The 21,591-nt window shown below is 43.3% G+C and carries 20 protein-coding genes; 13 read left to right on the plus strand and 7 right to left on the minus strand.

Annotated features, from left to right (window positions below; translation table 11 throughout):
• Positions 1–109: 109 nt before the first annotated feature.
• The gene (locus J5X92_RS12625; RefSeq protein WP_013782875.1) at positions 110–496 is read right to left on the minus strand and encodes a response regulator; all 387 of its coding nucleotides are present in this window, start codon (positions 494–496) and stop codon (positions 110–112) included.
• Between the two features lie 252 nt (positions 497–748).
• On the opposite strand from J5X92_RS12625, the gene aceK reads away from it, so the two are divergent.
• The 3 genes from aceK to J5X92_RS21075 all read left to right on the plus strand — a co-directional run bounded on the left by aceK (position 749) and on the right by J5X92_RS21075 (position 4,675).
• The gene (gene aceK / locus J5X92_RS12630) at positions 749–2,479 is read left to right on the plus strand and encodes a bifunctional isocitrate dehydrogenase kinase/phosphatase (protein ID WP_208805891.1); all 1,731 of its coding nucleotides are present in this window, start codon (positions 749–751) and stop codon (positions 2,477–2,479) included.
• 67 nt (positions 2,480–2,546) lie between these two features.
• Positions 2,547–3,230 (plus strand): response regulator transcription factor, encoded by a 684-nt coding sequence (locus tag J5X92_RS12635; protein ID WP_013782873.1) that lies wholly within the window; start codon positions 2,547–2,549, stop codon positions 3,228–3,230.
• Positions 3,224–4,675, plus strand: coding sequence for a HAMP domain-containing sensor histidine kinase (locus J5X92_RS21075; RefSeq protein WP_013782872.1), 1,452 nt, complete (start codon positions 3,224–3,226; stop codon positions 4,673–4,675). Before J5X92_RS12635 ends, J5X92_RS21075 begins: the two co-directional genes overlap by 7 nt.
• A gap of 40 nt (positions 4,676–4,715) precedes the next feature.
• On the opposite strand, the gene J5X92_RS12645 is transcribed toward J5X92_RS21075, so the two are convergent.
• Together J5X92_RS12645 and J5X92_RS12650 are read right to left on the minus strand one after the other, a co-directional pair.
• Positions 4,716–5,264, minus strand: coding sequence for a DUF3833 domain-containing protein (locus J5X92_RS12645; RefSeq protein ID WP_208805892.1), 549 nt, complete (start codon positions 5,262–5,264; stop codon positions 4,716–4,718).
• 239 nt (positions 5,265–5,503) lie between these two features.
• A complete protein-coding gene (locus J5X92_RS12650; RefSeq protein WP_232363175.1) occupies positions 5,504–6,055 on the minus strand; it encodes a chalcone isomerase family protein in 552 nt (183 codons plus the stop codon).
• Between the two features lie 68 nt (positions 6,056–6,123).
• Here J5X92_RS12650 and J5X92_RS12655 point away from each other — a divergent pair, with 68 nt between their 5' ends.
• The 4 genes from J5X92_RS12655 (at position 6,124) to nspC (ending at position 10,243) form a co-directional block, all read left to right on the plus strand.
• The gene (locus J5X92_RS12655; protein WP_041452468.1) at positions 6,124–7,182 is read left to right on the plus strand and encodes a pyridoxal-phosphate dependent enzyme; all 1,059 of its coding nucleotides are present in this window, start codon (positions 6,124–6,126) and stop codon (positions 7,180–7,182) included.
• 137 nt (positions 7,183–7,319) lie between these two features.
• Entirely contained in the window at positions 7,320–7,730 is a 411-nt protein-coding gene (locus J5X92_RS12660; RefSeq protein ID WP_013782868.1) for a hypothetical protein, read from the plus strand.
• A 150-nt stretch (positions 7,731–7,880) separates the two neighbouring features.
• On the plus strand, positions 7,881–9,083 hold the full coding sequence (locus J5X92_RS12665; RefSeq protein WP_013782867.1) for a saccharopine dehydrogenase family protein: 1,203 nt from the start codon (positions 7,881–7,883) through the stop codon (positions 9,081–9,083).
• Between the two features lie 29 nt (positions 9,084–9,112).
• A complete protein-coding gene (nspC, locus tag J5X92_RS12670; protein ID WP_013782866.1) occupies positions 9,113–10,243 on the plus strand; it encodes a carboxynorspermidine decarboxylase in 1,131 nt (376 codons plus the stop codon).
• A gap of 107 nt (positions 10,244–10,350) precedes the next feature.
• On the opposite strand, the gene J5X92_RS12675 is transcribed toward nspC, so the two are convergent.
• Positions 10,351–10,614 (minus strand): hypothetical protein, encoded by a 264-nt coding sequence (locus tag J5X92_RS12675; RefSeq protein WP_013782865.1) that lies wholly within the window; start codon positions 10,612–10,614, stop codon positions 10,351–10,353.
• Between the two features lie 113 nt (positions 10,615–10,727).
• Positions 10,728–11,579 (minus strand): 16S rRNA (cytidine(1402)-2'-O)-methyltransferase, encoded by an 852-nt coding sequence (gene rsmI, locus J5X92_RS12680; RefSeq protein WP_041452691.1) that lies wholly within the window; start codon positions 11,577–11,579, stop codon positions 10,728–10,730.
• A 139-nt stretch (positions 11,580–11,718) separates the two neighbouring features.
• Between rsmI and J5X92_RS12685 the strand changes: the two genes are divergently transcribed.
• From J5X92_RS12685 to J5X92_RS12705, 5 genes are all read left to right on the plus strand, one after another.
• Positions 11,719–13,701: a penicillin-binding protein activator gene (locus tag J5X92_RS12685; RefSeq protein WP_339891096.1), complete on the plus strand. Its 1,983-nt coding sequence runs from the start codon at positions 11,719–11,721 to the stop codon at positions 13,699–13,701.
• A 6-nt stretch (positions 13,702–13,707) separates the two neighbouring features.
• Positions 13,708–14,049, plus strand: a complete 342-nt coding sequence (locus J5X92_RS12690; protein WP_126873819.1) for a YraN family protein — start codon at positions 13,708–13,710, stop codon at positions 14,047–14,049.
• Between the two features lie 228 nt (positions 14,050–14,277).
• On the plus strand, positions 14,278–14,874 hold the full coding sequence (locus J5X92_RS12695; RefSeq protein ID WP_208805893.1) for a phosphoheptose isomerase: 597 nt from the start codon (positions 14,278–14,280) through the stop codon (positions 14,872–14,874).
• 13 nt (positions 14,875–14,887) lie between these two features.
• On the plus strand, positions 14,888–15,469 hold the full coding sequence (locus J5X92_RS12700; RefSeq protein ID WP_126873820.1) for a BON domain-containing protein: 582 nt from the start codon (positions 14,888–14,890) through the stop codon (positions 15,467–15,469).
• Positions 15,456–16,868, plus strand: a complete 1,413-nt coding sequence (locus J5X92_RS12705) for an MFS transporter (protein WP_244360741.1) — start codon at positions 15,456–15,458, stop codon at positions 16,866–16,868. The genes J5X92_RS12700 and J5X92_RS12705 overlap by 14 nt, the downstream gene beginning before the upstream one ends.
• Before the next feature lie 215 nt (positions 16,869–17,083).
• On the opposite strand, the gene J5X92_RS12710 is transcribed toward J5X92_RS12705, so the two are convergent.
• On the minus strand, positions 17,084–18,436 hold the full coding sequence (locus tag J5X92_RS12710) for a Fic family protein (RefSeq protein ID WP_126873821.1): 1,353 nt from the start codon (positions 18,434–18,436) through the stop codon (positions 17,084–17,086).
• 561 nt (positions 18,437–18,997) lie between these two features.
• Here J5X92_RS12710 and J5X92_RS12715 point away from each other — a divergent pair.
• Complete coding sequence (locus J5X92_RS12715; protein ID WP_126873822.1) at positions 18,998–20,284, plus strand: hypothetical protein; 1,287 nt, start codon at positions 18,998–19,000, stop codon at positions 20,282–20,284.
• Between the two features lie 203 nt (positions 20,285–20,487).
• Here the strand turns inward: J5X92_RS12715 and J5X92_RS12720 are convergent, their stop codons facing one another.
• Complete coding sequence (locus J5X92_RS12720; RefSeq protein WP_126873823.1) at positions 20,488–21,591, minus strand: FAD-dependent oxidoreductase; 1,104 nt, start codon at positions 21,589–21,591, stop codon at positions 20,488–20,490.

Here is a 21,591-nt window from a genome sequence, read left to right on the forward strand (position 1 = left end):
CTACAAGATTTAACACAAAACTAAATGCAAAAAGGAGCTCATATGAGCTCCTTTTTTGGTATTTATAAGTGCATGAACACCCAATATCATTACCCGTGAAGATGTTTATTTAACACGCCATGGTTTCTGGCAGAATAAATCCGTAGCGCTTCAAGGTAGTTTCTAATGGCAGTCGTTTTAGCGGCTTTTCAATAAATGCCAGCGCGCCGAGTTCCATCACGCGGTTTTGCATCACCGGCTGAATATCACCTGAAATGACCACTACAAACACTTCTATTTTTCGGCGCTTTATTTCTTCAAGCACGCCTACCCCGTCGAGTATCGGCATGGTTAAATCTAGCAGCACTAAATCAATGCGATGATGCCCCATTATCTCAAGCGCATCCACACCATTAGATGCTTCATAAATTTCACTTGCTAATCCATCGGGCAAGTTACGGCGCGCCATCTTTCTTGCTAGCGCCGAATCATCACAAATCAGAATGTTAAAGCTCATGGTCAACTCTTAGTCATCTACAAGTACGTATATCGCCACAAGGAACTCAAAGCAATGCGTCTATTGTCGAAAACATGGATGAAGAAAGTAGGGATAAGACTATATTAAACGAAAGTATAAAAAAACACTTTTAGGTCAATTTTCCAGTAGCTTATCGTAAATATTTGTTACTTTAGAAGGTATATGCAGCCAAATATAAATACAAAGCACATTGCACTGCATTGAATATCACTTATTGTTTAAGGTTAAATTATGCTGGATGTAACCCTTTCTAAAAAAGTTGCTTATCAAATTCTTTCTCATTTTGATAAGAGCTATCGCTGGTTTACGCGAATTACTAGAGGTGCCCAATCGCGGTTTGAGCAAGGCCAATGGAAAGAAATTCAGCTCGCTTCAAAAGAGCGTATTACCATCTATGAACAAAGCCTTTCAGATGCCGTTGCCGATGTTTACCATTTAACCGAAGTTCATAAAAAAAATGACGAGTTTTGGCAAGACCTCAAGAAGGTTTTCGCACGACAACTTGAAGGCCACCCGCAATTTGAGCTAGCCGAAACCTTTTATAATTCTGTGATTGGACGTTTATTCAAACACCGCAAAATCGACAACAGCATGATGTTTGTATTGCCAAGTCGCTGCTTTTTACCCGGCCAAGACCGAGATAAAGTCATTCACAGCTTCGATACCACCACCACGGTACGCGAGATGTACGTGTCTATTTTCAAAATCTATCGCTACGGCATCCCTTTTGAAGATTACGAACGTGACATGCAAAACCTTGAAGAAGCACTTAGAAAGCGATTAACCACACAGCAATTGGCCAGTGTTCATACTGTGGAACTGCTAAAACCCACGTTTTTTAGAGGAAAATCGGCGTATCTTATTGGCAGAATATGCATGCCAGAAGAAACCCTCCCTTTTGTAATCTCTTTACAACGCAGTGATGAACACACCCTGTTTGTAGACGCATTACTCACGGACAGAAGTGATTTAAGCGTTATTTTCGGTTTTGCCAGAAGCTACTTCATGGCAGACACCCAAAACCCAGCAGAAGTGGCGGCGTTCCTTCAAGAACTATTACCCAACAAAAAACACTTTGAGCTTTACATGGCGCTAGGTCATTACAAGCACGGGAAAACAGTGTTTTATCGTAATTTTCTCGATCATATGGATACCACCGACGATCACTTTGAGGCCGCGCCAGGCATTAGAGGATTGGTGATGATGGTGTTTCACCTGCCCTCTTACGGGGTAGTGTTTAAAATTATCAAAGATGAGTTTGCCGAAAGTAAGAAGATCACCCGAGAGCATGTTAAAGACTGTTATCGGTTAGTAAAAATGTCAGATCGTGTGGGACGAATGGCAGACACCCATGAATACGTTAACTTTCGCTTTCCCTTGTCTCGTATCGACCCTCTTTTAATCGAAGAACTTAAAGAAACCTGCGCTTCTAGTCTCGAATTTACCGATGACGAACTGGTCATTAAGCATTTATACATAGAACGTAAGATGACTCCGCTTAATTTGTATCTTCAACAAGAAGAAGATGAGGACAAAGTACGCAGCGCATTAAACGAGTTAGGGCTTTGTATTAAACAAATAGCCATGGCGAATATTTTCCCTGGCGACATGCTGCATAAAAATTTCGGTATAACCCGACATGGCAGAGTTATCTTTTACGACTATGATGAAATATGTTTAATGAACGAACGTCATTTTAGGGCGCTACCCAAATCAGATGACCCTTATGCGATGGACATGTTGTCGGTTGGTCCCAGCGATGTCTTCCCTGAGCAGTTTGAACATTTTATTGTTGGAAAACGGAAACTTAAGGATATTTTGAAGTCGTTGCATGGCGACCTAATGACCCCAGAATACTGGCACGAAGTTCAGGTGAAATGTGCTCGTGGGGACATTCAACATTTTACGCCATATAACGCTAATGTCCGTTTTAATAGGGGTGCTGATAGCAACCCAAAGTGATCGCAACACGATAGATTGTATGTATAAACACTGATATTTAACTCCATTAATTAGAAGTACCAAAATCATGAATGTGCTACTTGTTGAAGATGATCCCAAGGTTGCCGCTCACATTGAAAAAGGATTTATTGGTGAAGGGCACAGCTGCGTTGCGGCGCGTGATGGCGAAAAAGGCTTAGCTGAAGCTTTGTCCGATGATGTAGATGTTATTGTACTAGATGTAATGCTTCCCTTGTTAGACGGCTTTACCATCTTAGAACGTTTACGAAAAGATAACGTGCTTACCCCTGTGCTACTGCTTAGTGCGAAAAGCCAAGTAGAAGATAAAGTCCGGGGTTTACGTTCAGGCGCCAACGATTATTTAACCAAACCTTTTGCGTTTGAAGAACTACTCGCCCGTGTTGAAGGGTTAGCAGGAAGAGAACGTGAAAGCGGTGATAAAACACTTATCAAAGTGGGCGACCTCACGCTTGATCTTGTTAACAGGAAAGTACAACGCGGTGATACCGAAATAGACTTACAATCAAAAGAGTTCCAGTTACTAGAGTGCTTATTACGCCATCAAGGAAAGGTCGTTACTCGTAGCATGCTATTGGAGCAAGTTTGGAATTATCACTTCGACCCGCAAACCAATGTTATCGACGTGCATATCAGCCGTTTGCGTCAAAAAGTAGACAAAGCATTTAACGTCCCTCTTATTGAAACGGTAAGAGGCACGGGTTATAGAATTGCGGATCCGGTTGTGTGTTAGCAATAGGCAATTTCACCCGAAGCTCTAGTTTTCGAGTTGGGGTATTACTTACCTCGTTAGCGCTTGTTGCTATTTTATTTATCGTTTACTTCTGGCGTCTTGCCAGTAGTGACGTATTTATTCGTGAGGCAAGCGCTGCGGTTGATGCTGAAACTTATGCGTTTACGCTATTGCATGAGCAAGTGGGTATTGATGCGGTTATTAGTAACATTCAAGCGAGAACCACACCAAGCCTTTCGTCAGATTCGAACCTAACCGACACCTCCCACGCCTTAACGCCATCTCGTTTAATTGTGGTTCTTCGCGACAGCGAAAACCAGATAGTAGCAGGCAATTATCCAATGTGGCCTATTGCCATGGGTGAAAGTGTTGACGCTGGTACTCCCTTCACAAGCATTATTAAATTGCCCGTACTGAGCGGCGAAAAAGAGAGTATCGCGCAAGACAGCACCCGCTATTCCTTTTCTGAATCAACCAACAGCATTCTTTTCGAGGAAGTAAACCTAGAAGGTTATTCTTTGTTTGTTGGCCGGAATATCGATGATTTATACAGTGCACAGTGGTTAGGAAAAACGTTTGGTTGGATAATTATTGCCTTGCTATGCGTATTGGGTGCCATAAGCTTTGCGGTCGCACTTTACGTAGTTAAGCGTATTAACCGCATGGCACAAACTGCTGATTACATTATTCGTACTGGTAATTTAGAAGAACGCTTGGAAATAGACAGCAACTGGGATGATTTAAGTCGACTGGCTGTTGTGTTCAATCATATGCTCGATACCATTGAAAGTGCGGTGAACAATATAAAGTCGGTAAGCGACAGTATTGCCCATGACTTGCGTACACCGTTGGCACGCTTACGCAATAATTTAGAACATATTGGTGATGAGAAACTACGCCACGAAACTACCTACGAAGCTGACAAACTCTTAAATATGTTCAACAGTCTTTTGCGAATTAGCAAACTAGAAACGGTTCACAAAAAAGAAGGGTTTTGTGAAACCGAGCTAAGTGAAATGATTATTGATGTAGAGGATTTATATCAGCCATTGGCCGAAGACCGTGATATTAACCTAATTAGTCAGCTGTCAAAAGTTCAGTTCTACGGCGATCCAAACTTACTGTTTCAAGCAGTAGCGAATGTGCTAGATAACGCCATAAAATACACGCCTGATGGCGGAACCGTTACGCTACAACTTACCGCCACGTCTTCCCATGTGATTATCAGCGTGAATGATAATGGGAAGGGAGTTGATGAACATGAACTTGATAGTTTAGAACGTCGTTTCTTCCAAGCTGATAAAAGCAGAACCTGTGAAGGGAACGGGTTGGGGTTATCGCTTGTTTCGGCAATTATTAAACTGCACAAAGGTAAACTCTGGTTCGTGCACGACCCGCTTATGCAAGGTCACGGGTTGGGCGTAGTATTCACCTTCCCCCGTTAATGCTTTGATGTTAATGCTTTGATAAACTGTTAAATCGACACTAGCTTTGTTTCTGCATAAAAATAGTCACCTCAGCCATTACCACGCCAAATTTTCTAATGTATGAGCGGTTCATCATGGCGCTATCGTCAAATGCCCAAAACCAATCATCGAAGGTAACTGCATAGGTTGTATCATCAACCGGTAAGTCCATATTGTAATGAAAGTTAAATGCGTTGCCGTATGAAGTGCCTGTTGCAGGGCCATCAATATCGCCCGCGTTGCCCACGTAGGTGCCATCGGCCTGTTTAACAATTTTCCACGTACGAGTTTTTGGCCCTTCACCTACCCCGTAGGTGAATGTTTCATCTAGCGTTAATGTACCGCCCTCGTTTTTACCTTCAATATCTACCACAAAGCGCTGAACCACTTCGCCAGAACGATTTTGTACTATGCCCCAAGCCCGAACGTTGCCAGCAAAAAATTCCTCAATATTAAACGTGGGTGAAACTTGTTTGTAAGTATTGCCATCTACCGATGTAGAACATCCGGCTACAAGAGTAAGGCAAGATAAAAGCCCGACTAATACCGTGCGCTGTATAAATTTCATAATGACCTCGATTTTGGTTTATATGGCTGCCTGCTTAGCGACTTATTTTTTTAATAAATATTTCGCCAAATGAATGCCGTTCACTGCGCTTGCTGTGCGCTTTTTGTTTATATAGGTTGATGCTTTAAGCTGATATTTTTAGCTAATATTTTTGTTTATAGTCTTTATTCTTGAGCTTATTTGATAAGCTTTTTAACGCGCTTAGAATCGCTGCCCATAATTAATAAAGAATGGGCTTATTACTTTTGTAACAAGGCCTTGCGTAATTTGGGTTCAGAGGTTTTTTCTGACAGCCAAATGTCGAAAAAAGACTGCGTGAAGTTTGTATCTTCAATAGTGCCAGCTAGCTCACCATTGATATAAAACTCACTGGCTTGGTCTGAGGTAGCCACACCGGTAATCACGTCACCGTCTTCAACATCGGGGAAAAGCGCCGCCATTTTGTCTCGCCATTCACTTAACATTGCTTCGTCGCTAATACCTTGCTTACGCATTTCATCTACTGAACGCTGTGCTATCTTTTTACCGTCTAGACTTCTTTGATAATCAAGCTTTAATGCAAAAGGAGCGTCAGACTGCCACTGTCCCTTCGGCGCATAGAGCGTAGCGTCGTACACGTCCCAAAACATATACGTAAACATTGCATTACCCACAACTTGCGCCTCGGGCACTTGTTTGGTGACATAATCAGGCACACTTTGCGCCAGCACATTTTTCGACAAAACCACAAGTGATATTCCCAATACGATGACGAGCTTTAAAGTGGAATAACGACGTTGAAACATATACATGTACCTTCTTTATCTATCTTCTAGTTATACTGTTGGAATTGCCACATTGATCATTTGAATAGCTTGTTTTGAATTTTGAAAGTTTTGCTGATGCCCTATGTTTACCCTCGCCGCTAGAGCCCTTTGCGCCAGACTGGGAGGGGGCTGAACATGTATCAATGTTTGTTAAGCGGGACGATAAAATACATCCCATCATTTCAGGCAACAAATGGCGTAAATTAAAGTACGCGTTTGCTCTTTTGCCGCACCAAGAAATGGCTTTAAATTCGCAGGCGGGTTTACGCTCGGATTTGAAAACCCAGCTACCTTCCTCAGTAGTCAGTTTTGGCGGTGGGTTTTCCAATCATCTGCATGCTTTAGGTTATTTATGTCATCAGCTAAATGTGCCTTTTCACGCTATTATTCGCGGCGACTACACAAAACACCCCAGCCCAATGATTCAGGATTTAGTGAAATGGGGCGCTCAAGTTCACTACGTAAATAAAAAAACCTATCAGCAAAGGGATGAGCCTACTTATTTAGCAAGCCTACGAACTCAGTTTCCCGATGCGTTGATTATTCCTGAAGGTGGCAGCCAAATGGCGGCGCTAAAAGGCGTGCAAGAAGTCGTAAACGAAATAGATATCCCTTTCGACCGTATTATTGCTCCTGTTGCCAGTGGCGCGACCTTGGCAGGGTTAACCTCTGCATTATCACCCCACCAACACGCTATTGGCATTGGCGTATTAAAAGGAGAAGGATACCTAGAAGGACTCGTAGAAAAGTTTATTGAGCCGGGGCGGGCACTTAATCTTGCTCATACTTCTACACCCACTCATGCATCAGCCCTTAGCGCTCGCTCAAAAAGCCACTTCAGCATCAATCATGATTTTCATTGTGGTGGATATGGGAAAATACCCCCGTACTTGAAGACATTCTGTGAAAACTTCAATCGAACAATGCCGTTTGAAATTGAAGGGGTTTACTCTGGAAAGGTGTTTTGGGCACTTAAGCACTTGCTAGCCACTTTGGCTTCAACCAATGCCTCGACCAATGTAGGTGAAAAAAGGACAATTGAAAAAGGACAGACACTTATCATCGTTCACACTGGCGGAATTCAGGGTGCCAGAAAAAATAAAACCCCTTGATCTTATAGACCCACACATTCGTTTAACCTAATATCAAGGCTGTGGAAGGTGTATATCTAAAAGCACAGCCTGGTTGTATCTAGCTTCGCGTTACTCATAGCTACCGCTCAAACGCAATAACTGTTAGGAGATGCACCATGATAAAAGGAACAAGTAGCTTACCACCCCCTTTAAACATACTGGTTTCTAGGGCGCTCAAGTTATGCGAACTGGTACTTTCTACCAGTTCCGTTTTCTATCCCTTCGCGGCTATTTATGAAAATGGCAAAGTCGGTTGTTTGTTTAGCGAAGAAACCCATTATCGTATCGACGAAAGTCAGCTTATAGAGTGTTTGCAGTGGCGAATCATCGACACTACCACAGACTCTGAAAGTTACAGTATTCTCGTTTACGCCGCGACGGTTGAAACGCAAAAACACACTCGTTTAGATGCTATCGCCATCAGCGCTGCGTGCCCCAATGACGAGGAAAAACTTTTACTCTATCCTTATTATCGTGTGGGCGACAAAATTGTGGTTTCCCCTCCCATCAATACAATGCCAGAATAGGCGTTATCGCGTATAAATTGCGCTTATTCGTTTTCCTTGTGATTACGATGACTATTTTTTGTCGAACCTATGCTGTCTTTGCTTGCCAATTTGGTATCGTCTGCTAGCATTCAGCCCAAAATTCATTAGCTTATTTAGGGATTAATTATTATGTCTCGCGTTTTAATTATTGGTGCTGGCGGCGTTGCCTCAGTAACCGTAAAAAAGTGTGCACGTTTACCTCAACACTTTGACGAAATTTTTCTTGCCAGCCGCACTGTGTCTAAGTGTGAAGCCTTGCAACATGAAGTGGGTGCAGACCGCGTTAAAGGCGTATTCGCTCTTGATGCTGATAACGCCAAAGAAGTAGAAGCGCTTATTAACGATGTTAAACCTGACCTAGTAATTAACCTTGCGCTACCGTATCAAGACTTGCCTATTATGGATGCTTGTTTAGCAACCAATACTGATTACCTTGATACCGCAAACTACGAACCAAAAGACGAAGCAAAATTCGAATACTCTTGGCAGTGGGCTTACCAGCAGAAATTTAAAGACGCTGGCATTATGGCGTTGTTAGGCAGTGGTTTCGATCCAGGTGTAACCAACGTGTACACCGCTTACGCTGCTAAGCACTATTTCGACGAAATTCACTATTTGGATATTGTTGATTGTAATGGTGGTGATCACGGTCAAGCATTTGCTACCAACTTCAACCCTGAAATCAATATTCGCGAAATTACTCAACGTGGTCGTTTCTGGGAAAATGGCGAGTGGAAAGAAACCGATCCACTCAGCGTGCGTGAAGATTTGGATTACCAAAATATTGGTGTGCGCGCGTCATACTTGATGTTCCATGAAGAATTGGAATCTTTGGTTAAGCACTTCCCTACTCTAAAACGTGCGCGTTTTTGGATGACATTTGGTGATGAATACCTAACACACCTTCGCGTATTAGAAGGCGTTGGCATGACCAGCATTGAACCGATTGAATTCCAAGGCCAAAAAGTGGTGCCTTTAGAGTTCTTAAAGGCAGTTCTGCCCAACCCAGGTTCGCTGGCTGAAGGTTATACCGGCATGACCTGCATTGGTACTTACATTACCGGTATAAAAGATGGCAAAGAAAAAACCATTTTCATCTACAACAACTGTGAACATGCCAAGTGTAACGATGAAGTTGGTGCACAAGCGGTGTCTTACACCACAGGTGTTCCGGCCATGATTGGTGCAGCGCTAATGCTAAATGGCACTTGGAAAGAAAACGGTGTTTGGAACATGGAACAATTCGATCCAGATCCATTCATGGATATGCTTAACGAGCATGGCCTTCCATGGCATGTACTTGAGTGTGATAGCAGCCCATTCACTAAGTAATAGAACACTGTAACTGGAGCAAATAAAGGTTGGCAGACTTAACGCAACGAACAGATATCCCTTCTCCTTGCTATGTGCTGGAAGAGGAAAAACTCATCCGAAACCTTGAGTTGATGAAGCGTGTACAAGACGAGTCAGGCGTTAGAATTATTCTGGCTTTAAAAGGGTTTTCAATGTGGTCGAGCTTCGACATCATTAAACCTTATTTACATGGCGCAACCGCAAGTTCGGTATGGGAAGCCAAATTAGCCGCTGAAATGGGTAAAGAAGTCCATGCCTATTCTCCTGCGTATAAAAAGGCGGATATAGAAGAGCTGGCTACGCTGGTGAATCACTTGTCGTTTAATAGTCTGTCACAATGGCAAACTCACAAAGATGCGCTTGCGGGCGTGTCTCTGGGTTTGCGTATTAATCCAGAGCATCAAGAAGCAGATACCCCGCTTTACGACCCCGCAGCGCCGGGGTCGCGATTGGGGCTTCGAGTAAGTGAGCTCGAAGGGGTAGGTTTATCGGGCATTGACGGTTTCCATTGTCATAACTTGTGTGAGTGTGACTCATTTGCTACCGAACGTACGCTTAAAGCAATAGAGGCACGCTTTGGCGATTACCTAGGTCAGTTAAAGTGGTTAAACTTAGGTGGCGGTCACTTGATGACTAGCGAAGGTTACGATGTTGACCACCTGATTAAAACCCTTAGCGATTTTAAACAGCGCTACCCGCATTTAGACGTTATCTTAGAGCCGGGCTCTGCCGTCGCGTGGCAAACAGGGCCGCTAATTGCTGAGGTCGTGGATGTAGTAAACAATGATGGTGATATTGCCATTTTAGATATTTCAGCCACGGCGCACATGCCTGATGTACTTGAAATGCCTTATCGGCCGACGATTTTAAATGCAGCGTTACCTGGCGAGAAAGCCTACGACTATCGCTTAGGTGGAAATTCCTGTTTAGCCGGTGATGTTATTGATACTTACTCGTTTGATGCGCCATTAAAAGCCGGCGATCGGGTTCAGTTTGAAGACATGATGCATTACACCATGGTGAAAACATCATTCTTCAACGGCGTTGAACACCCCGCCATTGGTATTTTGCGTAAAAACGGTGAGTTCGAAATTGTTCGCCAATTTTCTTACGAAGACTTTAAAGGCCGCTTGTCGTAAGCAGTAGATAGCGCCTTTTAACTAAAAAATAAATGCCCGCTGCGTTAACGCCAGCGGGCATTTCTATTTATGACGTTTGAATACAGCGTAGTGGATAAAAACCTATTTTATAAAATGCCTGTACCGTTAAGATTCTGGCTTTTATCAACCGTGCCTTCCGCGATAACCGTATCATCAAGATAAATAGCAAATGGCGTACCTTCAGGGCCAGTAAGATTATACCGAAACCCATGCATTTCATCGGCTAAGGCTAACTTCACCTGCGTATTAGGGTGAATTAAATCGTACTCGCCGGAATCGCCGGATTTACCAAAAATATCGACAACCCATTTACCCTCTGGCATCTCAATTTTCAAAACTTGCTGACTCATAACTATCCTCCAACCTTACACTTAACGTGATAAGCGATAGTGCAAAATGCGCTAAGCCTATTGTGTGTTAACTATATTGTTTAGATAGGTACCCTTAACCCATAGGTCTGAGATCAATCAGCGTCTTTCGCACCTTTTGCGTCTAGCCCAGCTTGGTACAAGGCATTCTTTTTCAAGTCATAATGCTCAGCCACCACTGCTGCGGCTTTCTTTAATGGCATGTGGTCACATAACGTGGTTAAAAGCGACATGGCTTCAGCCGATATTTCAGATAAATTCACTTGAGCTGGCGACACCATCACCACGAACTCACCTTTTTGGTGGGCTGCGTCTGCTTCTAAATAATCAATAACATCACCCGGCGTACCACTCACATAGGTTTCAAAGGTTTTGCTAAGCTCTTTGGCGACCACTATGTGTCTGTCTCCTAGCACACGGGCAATGTCTTTCACTGTGGCTAAAATACGGCGCGGTGCTTCATAAAATACGCTCGTGCAAGTACGCGCTTTTAGTTCGGCAAGTTGGTTGTCTTTAGCTTGTGTTTTTACCGGTAAAAAGCCTTCAAAAATAAATCGGTCTGTTGGCAGCCCAGAAGCACTTAACGCGGTAATAGCGGCACATGGGCCTGGCAATGCGATAACAGGAATACCTTCTTCTCGGCAGCGCCTAACAAATACAAAACCAGGATCGCTAATTAATGGCGTGCCCGCATCGCTGATTAACGCCACAGATTCGCCGTCTTTTAAGCGCTGTACCAGCATCGCGGTACGTTTATCTTCATTGTGATCATGCAGCGATAAGGTACGTGTAGAAATACTGAAGTGCTGTAACAACCGAGAGCTGTGTCGTGTATCTTCCGCAGCAATCCAGTTAACCTGTTTTAATACCTCGATAGCGCGGGCGCTAATATCATCAAGGTTGCCGATAGGTGTAGGAACGATATACAAGGTGGCGAAATTGGTCATATAAACAATAAAAATAACGAATAATAAAGAAAGTGTACCACGCCATTGGGCTAGTTTACGTCGGCAAACGTAGATTTTCATCGTGGTTAGGATAAACTTGCCGCTACTTGCCGTTAAACGAAGTGAAAGGAAACAGACTGTGGGTCACATTGGACATTTTACAAAGCGCATTACCTTTGCAATGGCGACAGCCACCAGCGTGCTATATTTAGCAGGCTGCGGGAGCACACCTGAACCCACCTCGGCACCTAAGATTATCAATACTGAGCCGGTAGAAGCGCCAGTAAAGCAACATATCACGCCAGAACACAAGCTGGTAGAAGCCAAAAAAGTATGGCTTCAAACCCGAGATAAAGTAAAACGAGATACCTTACTACTAGATGCAGTGGGTCTTTATCTCGCGCAAGACGATACTATTTTAGCGCAGCAAATCTTGTTTGAAATGAAACAAGACGGTGTAGCTACCTCGTTGCAAGATAGCTACGCCATACATGTTGCAATGGCATATCAGAACGACCCTTCTTCATCGCCAGCACAACTTACTGCCATGCTGGAAGATGTGAATACTAGCCCTGCCCTTGTTGCCAAACTGGCGGCGCTGGAAGCAGACCTTTATGCCAAGCAAGGTTTGTGGGCTAAGGCGGCCAATAGCGTTTTGTCTACTGAACTAGAAGACGAACAAAAAGTCGCTAAAGTTTGGGCATTATTAAACCAAATACCTGCTGATGAACTCACCCAAAGTGAAAATCAGTACCCTAAATTGCAACCCTTCTTTGCTCTTCGTCAGTTAACCGTTGAAAGTGCACGAAACCCGCAGCAGTTGAATCAGTCCATTGCCCAATATCAACAGGTTTATGCAGGCCATATGTTGGCACAGCATTTACCCAAAGAGGTTGCCTTAGCGCAGGCACTAACTGCCCCTCAAATTCGTGAACTTGTTGTTCTATTGCCGTTAAGCGGAAGGCTTGCGGCTACTGGTGAGGCGGTGAAAGATGGCATTATGGCGGGTTATTACCAACAGCTCCAACAAAGCAGCAACCCAAATAGTATGCCTGACATTCGGTTTGTTGATACCACCAACGCCGATACACAAACCCTGGTCGCCGCCATTGGCGATGCTAAATTTATAGTCGGCCCGCTACTAAAAGAAACCGTTGAGCAATTAATACCCGCGTTACCGCCTGGCGTGAACATGTTGGCGTTGAACCGCCCGGATGAAATGCCGACAATTTCAGATAGCTCAGCCTCAGTAATCTCAGCGTCAGTAAACTCAGAGCCTTTAAACCCAGAAGGCGTTAACGCTGAATCTGAGATGCCTACCACCACAGCACCAGCGGTTAATTATTTCGCCCTTGCGCCGGAAGATGAAGCCAATCAGCTTGCAGAGTTTATTTATAGCAAAGGCTTTAGAGCCCCAATTGTTATTGCAGCGCAAAGTAACTTGTACCAGCGTATGAACGATGCGTTTAAAAATCGTTGGAACACGCTGCACGAACAAGAAGCCCAAGCCCGCAAGGCTAACATCACTTCAGTAACGTTCAATGATAGTGAGTCACTAAGAGAAGGCATCACGCAGGCTTTAGATGTAGCCCAAAGTAATCAGCGTATTAACCAAATTGAATATATGACGAACGAAGAAGTTTACAACATGCCCCGCAGCAGGCGAGACATTGATGCCATTGTTGCATTCGCGTCGCCGCAAGATACCGAACTTCTTAACCCCATAATAGAAGCGAGCTTAAACCCGTACGATGGAAAACAAGTGCCTGTTTATGCGACCTCTCGTTCAATGGACTACAACAGTGGCAAGAACCAGTGGCGTGATTTACAAAACGTTCGCTTTATCGACATGCCATGGATGATGCCAGACCATAAATGGCAGCAACTTGCTCAGCAAACCAACCAAACTTGGCCCGATCGCAGTACGTTGCAAAATAGACTGTTCGCGTTCGGTGTAGACGCTTACGAATTACTCCCCCAATTAGGGATGCTAACGACCTTGTCGTACATAACATTCGACGGGTTAACCGGCACACTTACGCTGAATGAAAACAGTGAAGTAGAACGAAACTTACCTCAAGCCGTTATTCGTAACGAGCGCGTGCAAATGCTAATGGAGTAAACTACATTGTCCGTATTGCAAGGGAATGCAGCAGAAAACAAGGCCGTTACTTATTTAGAGGAACAAGGGCTTACATTACGTTGTCGTAATTACCGAACCAAACGTGGTGAACTTGATATTGTTATGCAAGATGGTGACACCATTGTTTGTGTAGAAGTGAAGTTTCGCAAAAAGTCACAGTACGGTCAGGCCGCTGAATTTGTCACAATGAAGAAACTTCAACGAATTCAGGCTGCGTTTGCGTTCTATTTGTTAGATAATAACTTTAATCCCGCGTCTACCCCATTACGCATAGACGTTATCGCCATTGACGGAAGCGACCTTCAGTGGCTTAAAAATATTGGATAAAAAGCGCGTAGCGGTTAGGTGTGCTGGTGATTAGGTGTAGGTAGTACTTAGGCTGTAGTAAACCCTCCGCCGCATGGATGCGGCAGCGGAGCTCCCATGGATGGGTTCACAGCGTGTTTACGGAAGCCTAAATACTGCCTGCGCCGAATTCTCAAGCCAACCTCCTACAGCCTGATGTGCACTCATTGTTGAGATTGCTTGATATCCTGAAATGCAGAGAAAAGAAGTATGATTGAACAAATTAAAGCGAACTTTACTGAAAGTATTCAAACCAAAATTGCTGCATCTGAAATTTTGCCTGAATCAATTGAAAAAGCAGCCATGATGATGGTTGAAGCGCTAATTCGCGGTAATAAGATTTTAAGCTGCGGTAACGGTGGTTCGGCAGGTGATGCTCAGCACTTTTCTTCTGAAATGCTTAACCGCTATGAACGCGATCGCCCTAGCCTTCCAGCTATTGCGTTAAGCACTGATACTTCTACTATTACTTCCATTGCTAACGACTATAGCTACGATGAAATTTTTGCCAAACAAGTTCGTGCGTTAGGTCAGTCTGGCGATATTTTGCTTGCTATATCAACCAGTGGTAACTCACGAAATGTCATTGCCGCCATGGAAGCAGCCTTGTCTCGTGATATGACCATTGTAGCCTTAACCGGTAAAGACGGTGGTGAAATGGCAGGCTTCTTAAGCGAGCACGATGTTGAAGTGCGTGTGCCTTCTAACCGCACTGCCCGCATTCAGGAAGTTCACTTGTTGGTGATTCACAATTTATGTGAATGCATTGATGACAGCTTATTCCCGGCCGACCTTGGAGACGAATAACGTTTACCCATTTATGAAACGAGTTAAGACGTTAACTATTACTCTTGTATCACTTCTTTTTGTAATGCAATTACAGGGCTGCGTGGTGGCGGTTGGCGCCGCGGGAGCGATGGCTGCGAAAGTGGCGAACGACAGACGCACCGTTGGTACTCAACTTGATGACCAAAACGCAGGTCGCGCTGTGGCTTATCAATGGTCAAAGAGTGAAGCGCTAAAAGAGCAAACCAATCTACAAGTCGATATGTATAACGGCATTGCTTTACTTACTGGCCAAGCTCCCACGCAAGCGTTAATTGATGAAGCGGTTAGACGGGCTCAGGAAGTCGATTACCTCAAGAAAATTCACAATCAAATTCGCATTGGTGAACCTATTGGGGCGGGTACTCAAGCTAATGACATATGGCTTGCATCAAAAGTACGCACCAAGATAGTGGCCGATGAACGCGTGCCAGCCTTACAGGTTAGTGTGGTAGTGCAAGATTCTGAAGTGTTCTTAATGGGCCGATTAACCAATGCAGAAGCTAATGCAGCTGTAGATATTGCAAGGAACATAACGGGCGTAGCCCGCGTAGTGCGCGCATTTGAGATCATTTAGTCGCGATACCGCAACGGCCCTACTTGTTGCTGGGGCCTTGTTTATGGAAATTCTGGATGCCACGGTGATCACCACCGCGCTTCCCGTTATTGCCGCTGATTTCGGCGTGCCAGCAACTCAGCTTTCTATTGGCGTTTCTGCCTACCTTGTTGCCGTTACCTTTTTTATTCCGCTAAGTGGTTATGTGGCCGACAAATTTGGTGCCCGTAATGTCTTCATGGCCGCCATTATCATTTTTGTGGTGGCATCAATATTATGTGGAATTAGCACTAACCTAACTAGCTTTACCTTGTCTCGTATTATGCAGGGCATTGGCGGCGCGCTTATGGTGCCCGTAGGACGTTTAGTGGTGCTGCGAGACTTACCAAAAGAAAAGCTAGTTAAAACCGTGGCTATTATCACGTGGCCGGCGTTAAGTGCCCCTATTCTTGGCCCTGTATTAGGGGGTTGGATTGCCACCCACTTGAGCTGGCAATGGATATTCTTTATGAACGTGCCATTAGGCATATTCGCGCTTATTGCTTCCGCCTATTTGCTTGAGAACTTCACCGCGAATGTGGGTAAGTTTGATGTAGTAGGTTTTCTGCTAACCGGTATTGGCTTTGCCTCTTTTATGGCCGGTATAGAACTATTTGCTGGTCACAACACCTCTACCCTATTGGGCAGCGTGGTGACCGTGTTTGGACTGTTATTATTGATAGCTGCGGTGTTTCATATTCGCCGTGCTAAAAAACCTCTGTTTTCTTTTGAAGCCATGCAGTATCGCACCTTTCGATTGTCAATGTACGGCGGCTCGGTAGTACGTATAGCGTTAGGCAGTGCGCCATTTTTGGTGCCGCTTATGCTGCAATTGGGAATGGGTTACTCGCCGGTGGAAGCAGGTACATTATTGCTATGGCTGTTTGTGGGTAATATTGCCATTAAACCCGCGACTACCTGGATAATGAACACCTTTGGCTTTAAGCGTGTGCTTATTGCAAATGGCATTATGATCTCACTGGGTTTTGTGGCGCTATCGCTAATTACTCAACAAAGTTCATCGGTTGTGATTGCGGTTATTTTGTTTGTTAGCGGTGTGAATAGGTCGATGCATTTAACCTTATTAAACACCATCGCCTTTGCGGATGTGCCAAAAGACAAAATGCGCGATGCCAATACACTGGGTGCAATACTCATGCAAATGAACCGTGGCATGGGGATCACCATTTCTGCGCTTATGCTGGCCGTAGCTTCACTGATGGTGGGTAATCCAAATAGCGATCCGTCGCTTATCAACTTCAAAATTGCTATGGCGATGATGGCAGTAGTTGCGCTGCTTAGTATTACCGACAGCCTAATGTTATCAAAAACTGATGGCGACTCAGTTTTGAAAAAGCGACTTAAAAAGCAGGTGAGTTGAGGTAGCACGGGCAAGTGCTACTGCTCAGAGGAAGCGAATGACTGTGCTTATTTAGGGTTTATCGCGGATTTAAACTGACACTTCAACAACCTAACTTAACTATATCTGACAGTCCGTTGTGTACGTAGGGCGGCCGTTGGCTTATTGAAACTTTCACAGTACCGTTGTTGCGTTCTGCACGCATTAAAGTTTTTCAACGCAAATTAATACACAGACTAGCCATGGCCTCTGAGAGCATTCGTGAGTGCAGATTCTGAAGGAGCTATAAATAAGGCGGTCTTACCGTGCGTTGAAGAGAGAAAGAGCCCTTCGTTTGAAAGCATTTTTAGATACTTCCGAGCAGTATTTTCAGCAATGTTATAACTGTTGGCGGTTTCTTTCACTGTAAACGCTCTTCCAGGTTCCTTAACAGCTTTCTTGATCAAGTCAATTTGGACAAAGTTAAGCCTCTTACCCCACTTTGTTTGCTCCAGCAGAGCTGTAATTTTCTGAAAATCACTTACTTTATTTTCAAGGTAACTTTTCAAATCATTAAACGCTTGAATGATTATGTCTAGTTGATAATAAATAAAGTACGTAAGATCGTTGTGTCCTCTTTCTGTATATAAAAAAGACTCTCCGTAATCTCTTGGGTTTTCTCTCAATAGTTTTGATATTGAAACATACTTGAAAAGTTTATAATCACTCTTTAGCATAAACCAATAAAACAGTGCTCTCGCAGTTCTACCATTTCCATCTCTGAAAGCGTGTTCATATCCTATAAAAAAATGCAGTATGATTGCTTTTAATATTGGATGCATAAAACTTGAACCGCTTTCAGACGTGTGATCAATATTTGCAAATGCGCACAAAGATCTTAGTCTATCTTCAATTAACTTAAAATCGGGAGGGCGATGGGCAATATTTCCGTCGCCATCTTCAATGTAAATATCGTTGGCTTCCCTAAAACTACCTGGTACTACGTTGTTTTCCGATGTCTTAAACGTGGCGAAATAATGAAACTCTAGAATCAAGTCGATAGTTAATGGTTCTCCAGCTTTTCGTTCTGCATGTTTGAGAAGTAAAAAGTTATTAAGAATCATTCTTTCATCTTCATCTATTGGTTCCCGTTCTTCCTCAAGCATTTTTTTAGCCACCTCCCGAGTGGTAGAGGCCCCCTCCAGTTGCGCACTTGTAATCGCTTCTTCCATAATTAGTGAGGAAACAAGAAACCTATTCTGGAGGCTATCACTAGCAGCTGATTCTTCAATACTTCCAACGTTACCACCAGCTAATTTATCAAGATGATACAATTTCGATTCCATACTTGCTGGAATATTATATGTAAATGAAATTCCTCCTGGATCTTGAAGGCCTGTATGTTTCAAATTGAGACCACGTTTGAATAAAACAGTTTTCCATGCCAACTCAACGTCATCACCTTTATCCACGCGCCACTTAAATTGTGACCAATGTAGATAACGGCCTTGTTCATCAGTATCAGAATACTTAGTTATGTATGGGTGAATTGCACTAAACTCTGAATCAAAATTAAAGCTGGGTGCCTTTTCTATTCTCAATTTAGCCATTGTGGAGTTCTGGTTGTTGACGAAATATAAACATAACACAGTAGAAGTGAAACGCAAATTTAAAATTTTGCGTTTCATGTCTATAATGCAATTTGTAAAGTAATATAAGCATAAGAAATATATAAGAAATACGTGGAATCAGGTGCTTGACTAAGAGTTCTAACTAGTACGTGTTTTTCCTACATCACAGCACTGCTAACGTAAGCCGTGAATAAGTTACCCATCAGATTATGTTGTAACTAGCTAACAAGTTACTTTGATTCTTTAAGCCTCGAAAAGTGTGGCCTCCACTGGATTCGCTAATGCTGACCAGTTTTCGATGCATTGAATGTCCGTCCCTTGTCTATTTGAGCCTGACAGGAAGGATGATGGGCGGCAAAGTACGTTTAACTGCCGCTGAGTCGTGCAACAACAAACGACAGAAATGAGCGATCTGCGGAGTCTCGGCAAACCAGAACATGGTAATAATTTTGTTCGAAAAGTGACTTAGTGGGGCTTGCTGGGTATATTTAAAAACATGAATTTTAGAAGAATTAATGCAATCAAAAAATGGAACTTGGATTGAAGACATTTAATATATGCCTACTGTTACTCATACCGCTAATGGCCAGTGGTGTAGAAACGAACGTCGAGACGACTATTGAAAAAACAGTTCAGAATGAATGGATTTTGACATATAGAACAGATGCTCAAATAGATATGTTGGCGTTCAAAAGCTCCCCAGATAAATCTCGAACTTTTAGATGGCGTCCACTGGATGATAATTTTGTTGTTACCGTTTTAGATAATAAGGAAATAATCAGGAAAAGCGATTCAACCAAATTTACAAAAGTTAGTCTGTACTTGACTCCAACCTATATTGCGTTACCAAAAGACTATGCGCCTTTTTCGCCATTTTCTGATGGAAGTATGCTTATTCATTCAGGGCGATTTTTTGCTTGTCCGAATACTTGTACTGGTTATCAGAACAGTTGGGAAATAACTCTTATATCTAACAATACCGATTTAATAATTGTTGATGGTAAGAGCTTTAAAGGAAAGTCTTCTTGGGTAGACAAGGATGAAGGACAAAAGGTTTATGTTGGCTCAGCAGTGCCAATTGAAAACGAAGATATTTTCGCTTTAATTGACAATGAACTGCCTTCGATCCTTTTCAAAGCTCTTCAACGACAAATACCTGAAATGATGGTCTATTTTTCTGAAAAATTGGGCAAGCTGAAGTTCAAACCAACACTATTCGCCTCTTACAGTGACGATAATAGTGGTTCTTATGGAAATCAAGGAGGAACACTTCCCAATCAAGTATTCATGCACTGGTATGGAAAGAAAGCTATTGCAGATTTAAACGAGTTTCAAGTTAGTTGGTTTTTTGCACACGAAATCGCACATGTTTTTCAAGGAGAGGCAAAAAATATTTCGGCCATCGAACAGCAATGGATTCATGAAGGTGGCGCAGAATATATGGCTTACGAATTGCTAAATAGTTTGGGCAGCAAATATCGTAATTACGCAAAAGAAAAATTTAGTACGGATACAAAAAATTGCCTTAAAAACACAAGCGAACAATCTTTTGGAGCGCTAATTCAGCAAAAAAAATATGATGCTTTGTATGAATGCGGTTTGGTCTTCTGGAAAATTATTGCAACTGACGAATTAGCCCTAGAAAATAAAGTTAGTATTTTTGATATATGGACTAATTTCAACCATCAAGTAGATGATGGAAATCCAGCAAATTTTAATACTTTCATTAACACTTTAAAGCCATTTGTCACAGAAAACACATACAACACTATTCAGGGGTTCTTAGAATACAGAACTACTGAAAATAAACATCCAAACAAAGAATAATTGTTCATTGCAGAGCATCGTCGAACGACCGTTAATGGCACATAACGGAATTAAAAGCAGAGAGTGATGAATGTCCGCTCCTTGTCTGAAGCGGATTTGCGCAAAAATTATGTCTAATCTCCGAAGTTCGCTCATAACCGTCCATCAGCTGCCGTTATGAGCTATCCATTAAAGCACTAAGCTCAAACCTCAGCCTCTACACATCACGCGTTAACTTTTTTTAAATACAGCTCAACGCCTATGTTTGCTGCATCAACCGCACCAGCTACATAGCCTGGAAATTGCACCGACCATTCGCTGCCAATACCGACTAAATTTTGATACCACGGGCCATTTTGCGCGGTTATGTAAGGTGCTGGTGCATGTGTATTCGCAGCATGTGTATCTAAATGTGTTGCTGTGAGTGGGTCTTGTGCCCAGTCTTTAATAATATCGGCTTTGGGAGTGGCGGCTTGTGCGCCAAAAAGCCTGACTAATTGCGCTCTGCAGTGTGTGATAAAATCTTCATTACTAATGCGTTTTCGATCATCAGCGGGTATGCCAATAAAGCCAAATAATGCGGCTTGGCCTAGTGGATTTGATGCATCGTGTATTTCTGCCATTGGCCCAACACTGCTGCGGGCGCTGCCCGAGAGCGTTTGCTTACGCCAAAATGGCGTATCGTACACTGCAATATACTTAGCGTGGGGTGCCATCCAGGTTGCGGTATTTTGCCACTGCGGTACTAAATCGCTTGGCAATGCGGGGGTAAATGTTATTTGGCTTGCGGCTAAGCGTGGTGGTAGCGCAAGCATTACGTGCTCAACGTTTACTTTATTATCGGTTGTGTTTGAGGTGCTAAAGTTAACTTCAATATTACCGTGTTGGTGGGTAATTGTTTTAACCAAAGCGCCGGTCACTATGTGTTTGTTGCTAAGCTTTGCATGTAAGGCATTAATAAGTGTGCCCATGCCACCTTTTAACCGCATAGACGTAGGCGCATGCGTATAACCGGGCATTGCTGTGGGCGGTTGTGTATGTGAGCGCTCTACTAGCGTATTGCCTTGCTCGTACTGGGCAAATGTTTCTAGGTTTAGGGTTTTAATAATGGCATTTAATTGCGGCTGAAACTCTGGCCAAAACCACGTTGGGCCAAGATCAAAGCTATTTGTTGTCGCTTGCGACAGGCTTGTAAAGTCCATAATACGGCCACCTAATTGGTCTCTGGCTTCAAGCAATATGTAATCGGTAATGCCGCATTGCTCTAACTGGTAAGCTGCATACACGCCGCTTAGCCCACCGCCTATAATCGCAATTTTTGTACGCAT

It is taken from the genome of Alteromonas sp. K632G, assembly GCF_017653625.1.
In the GTDB taxonomy this organism is placed as follows: Bacteria; Pseudomonadota; Gammaproteobacteria; order Enterobacterales; family Alteromonadaceae; genus Alteromonas; species Alteromonas naphthalenivorans.

What these genes read in the sequence shown, in the direction of transcription:
- J5X92_RS12625 (WP_013782875.1), bottom strand. Translation starts at nt 496, where the DNA reads ATGAGCTTTAACATTCTGATTTGTGATGATTCGGCGCTAGCAAGAAAG.
- aceK (WP_208805891.1), top strand. Translation starts at nt 749, where the DNA reads ATGCTGGATGTAACCCTTTCTAAAAAAGTTGCTTATCAAATTCTTTCT.
- J5X92_RS12635 (WP_013782873.1), top strand. Translation starts at nt 2,547, where the DNA reads ATGAATGTGCTACTTGTTGAAGATGATCCCAAGGTTGCCGCTCACATT.
- J5X92_RS12645 (WP_208805892.1), bottom strand. Translation starts at nt 5,264, where the DNA reads ATGAAATTTATACAGCGCACGGTATTAGTCGGGCTTTTATCTTGCCTT.
- J5X92_RS12650 (WP_232363175.1), bottom strand. Translation starts at nt 6,055, where the DNA reads ATGTATATGTTTCAACGTCGTTATTCCACTTTAAAGCTCGTCATCGTA.
- J5X92_RS12660 (WP_013782868.1), top strand. Translation starts at nt 7,320, where the DNA reads ATGATAAAAGGAACAAGTAGCTTACCACCCCCTTTAAACATACTGGTT.
- J5X92_RS12665 (WP_013782867.1), top strand. Translation starts at nt 7,881, where the DNA reads ATGTCTCGCGTTTTAATTATTGGTGCTGGCGGCGTTGCCTCAGTAACC.
- J5X92_RS12675 (WP_013782865.1), bottom strand. Translation starts at nt 10,614, where the DNA reads ATGAGTCAGCAAGTTTTGAAAATTGAGATGCCAGAGGGTAAATGGGTT.
- rsmI (WP_041452691.1), bottom strand. Translation starts at nt 11,579, where the DNA reads ATGACCAATTTCGCCACCTTGTATATCGTTCCTACACCTATCGGCAAC.
- J5X92_RS12695 (WP_208805893.1), top strand. Translation starts at nt 14,278, where the DNA reads ATGATTGAACAAATTAAAGCGAACTTTACTGAAAGTATTCAAACCAAA.
- J5X92_RS12700 (WP_126873820.1), top strand. Translation starts at nt 14,888, where the DNA reads ATGAAACGAGTTAAGACGTTAACTATTACTCTTGTATCACTTCTTTTT.
- J5X92_RS12710 (WP_126873821.1), bottom strand. Translation starts at nt 18,436, where the DNA reads ATGGCTAAATTGAGAATAGAAAAGGCACCCAGCTTTAATTTTGATTCA.
- J5X92_RS12720 (WP_126873823.1), bottom strand. Translation starts at nt 21,591, where the DNA reads ATGCGTACAAAAATTGCGATTATAGGCGGTGGGCTAAGCGGCGTGTAT.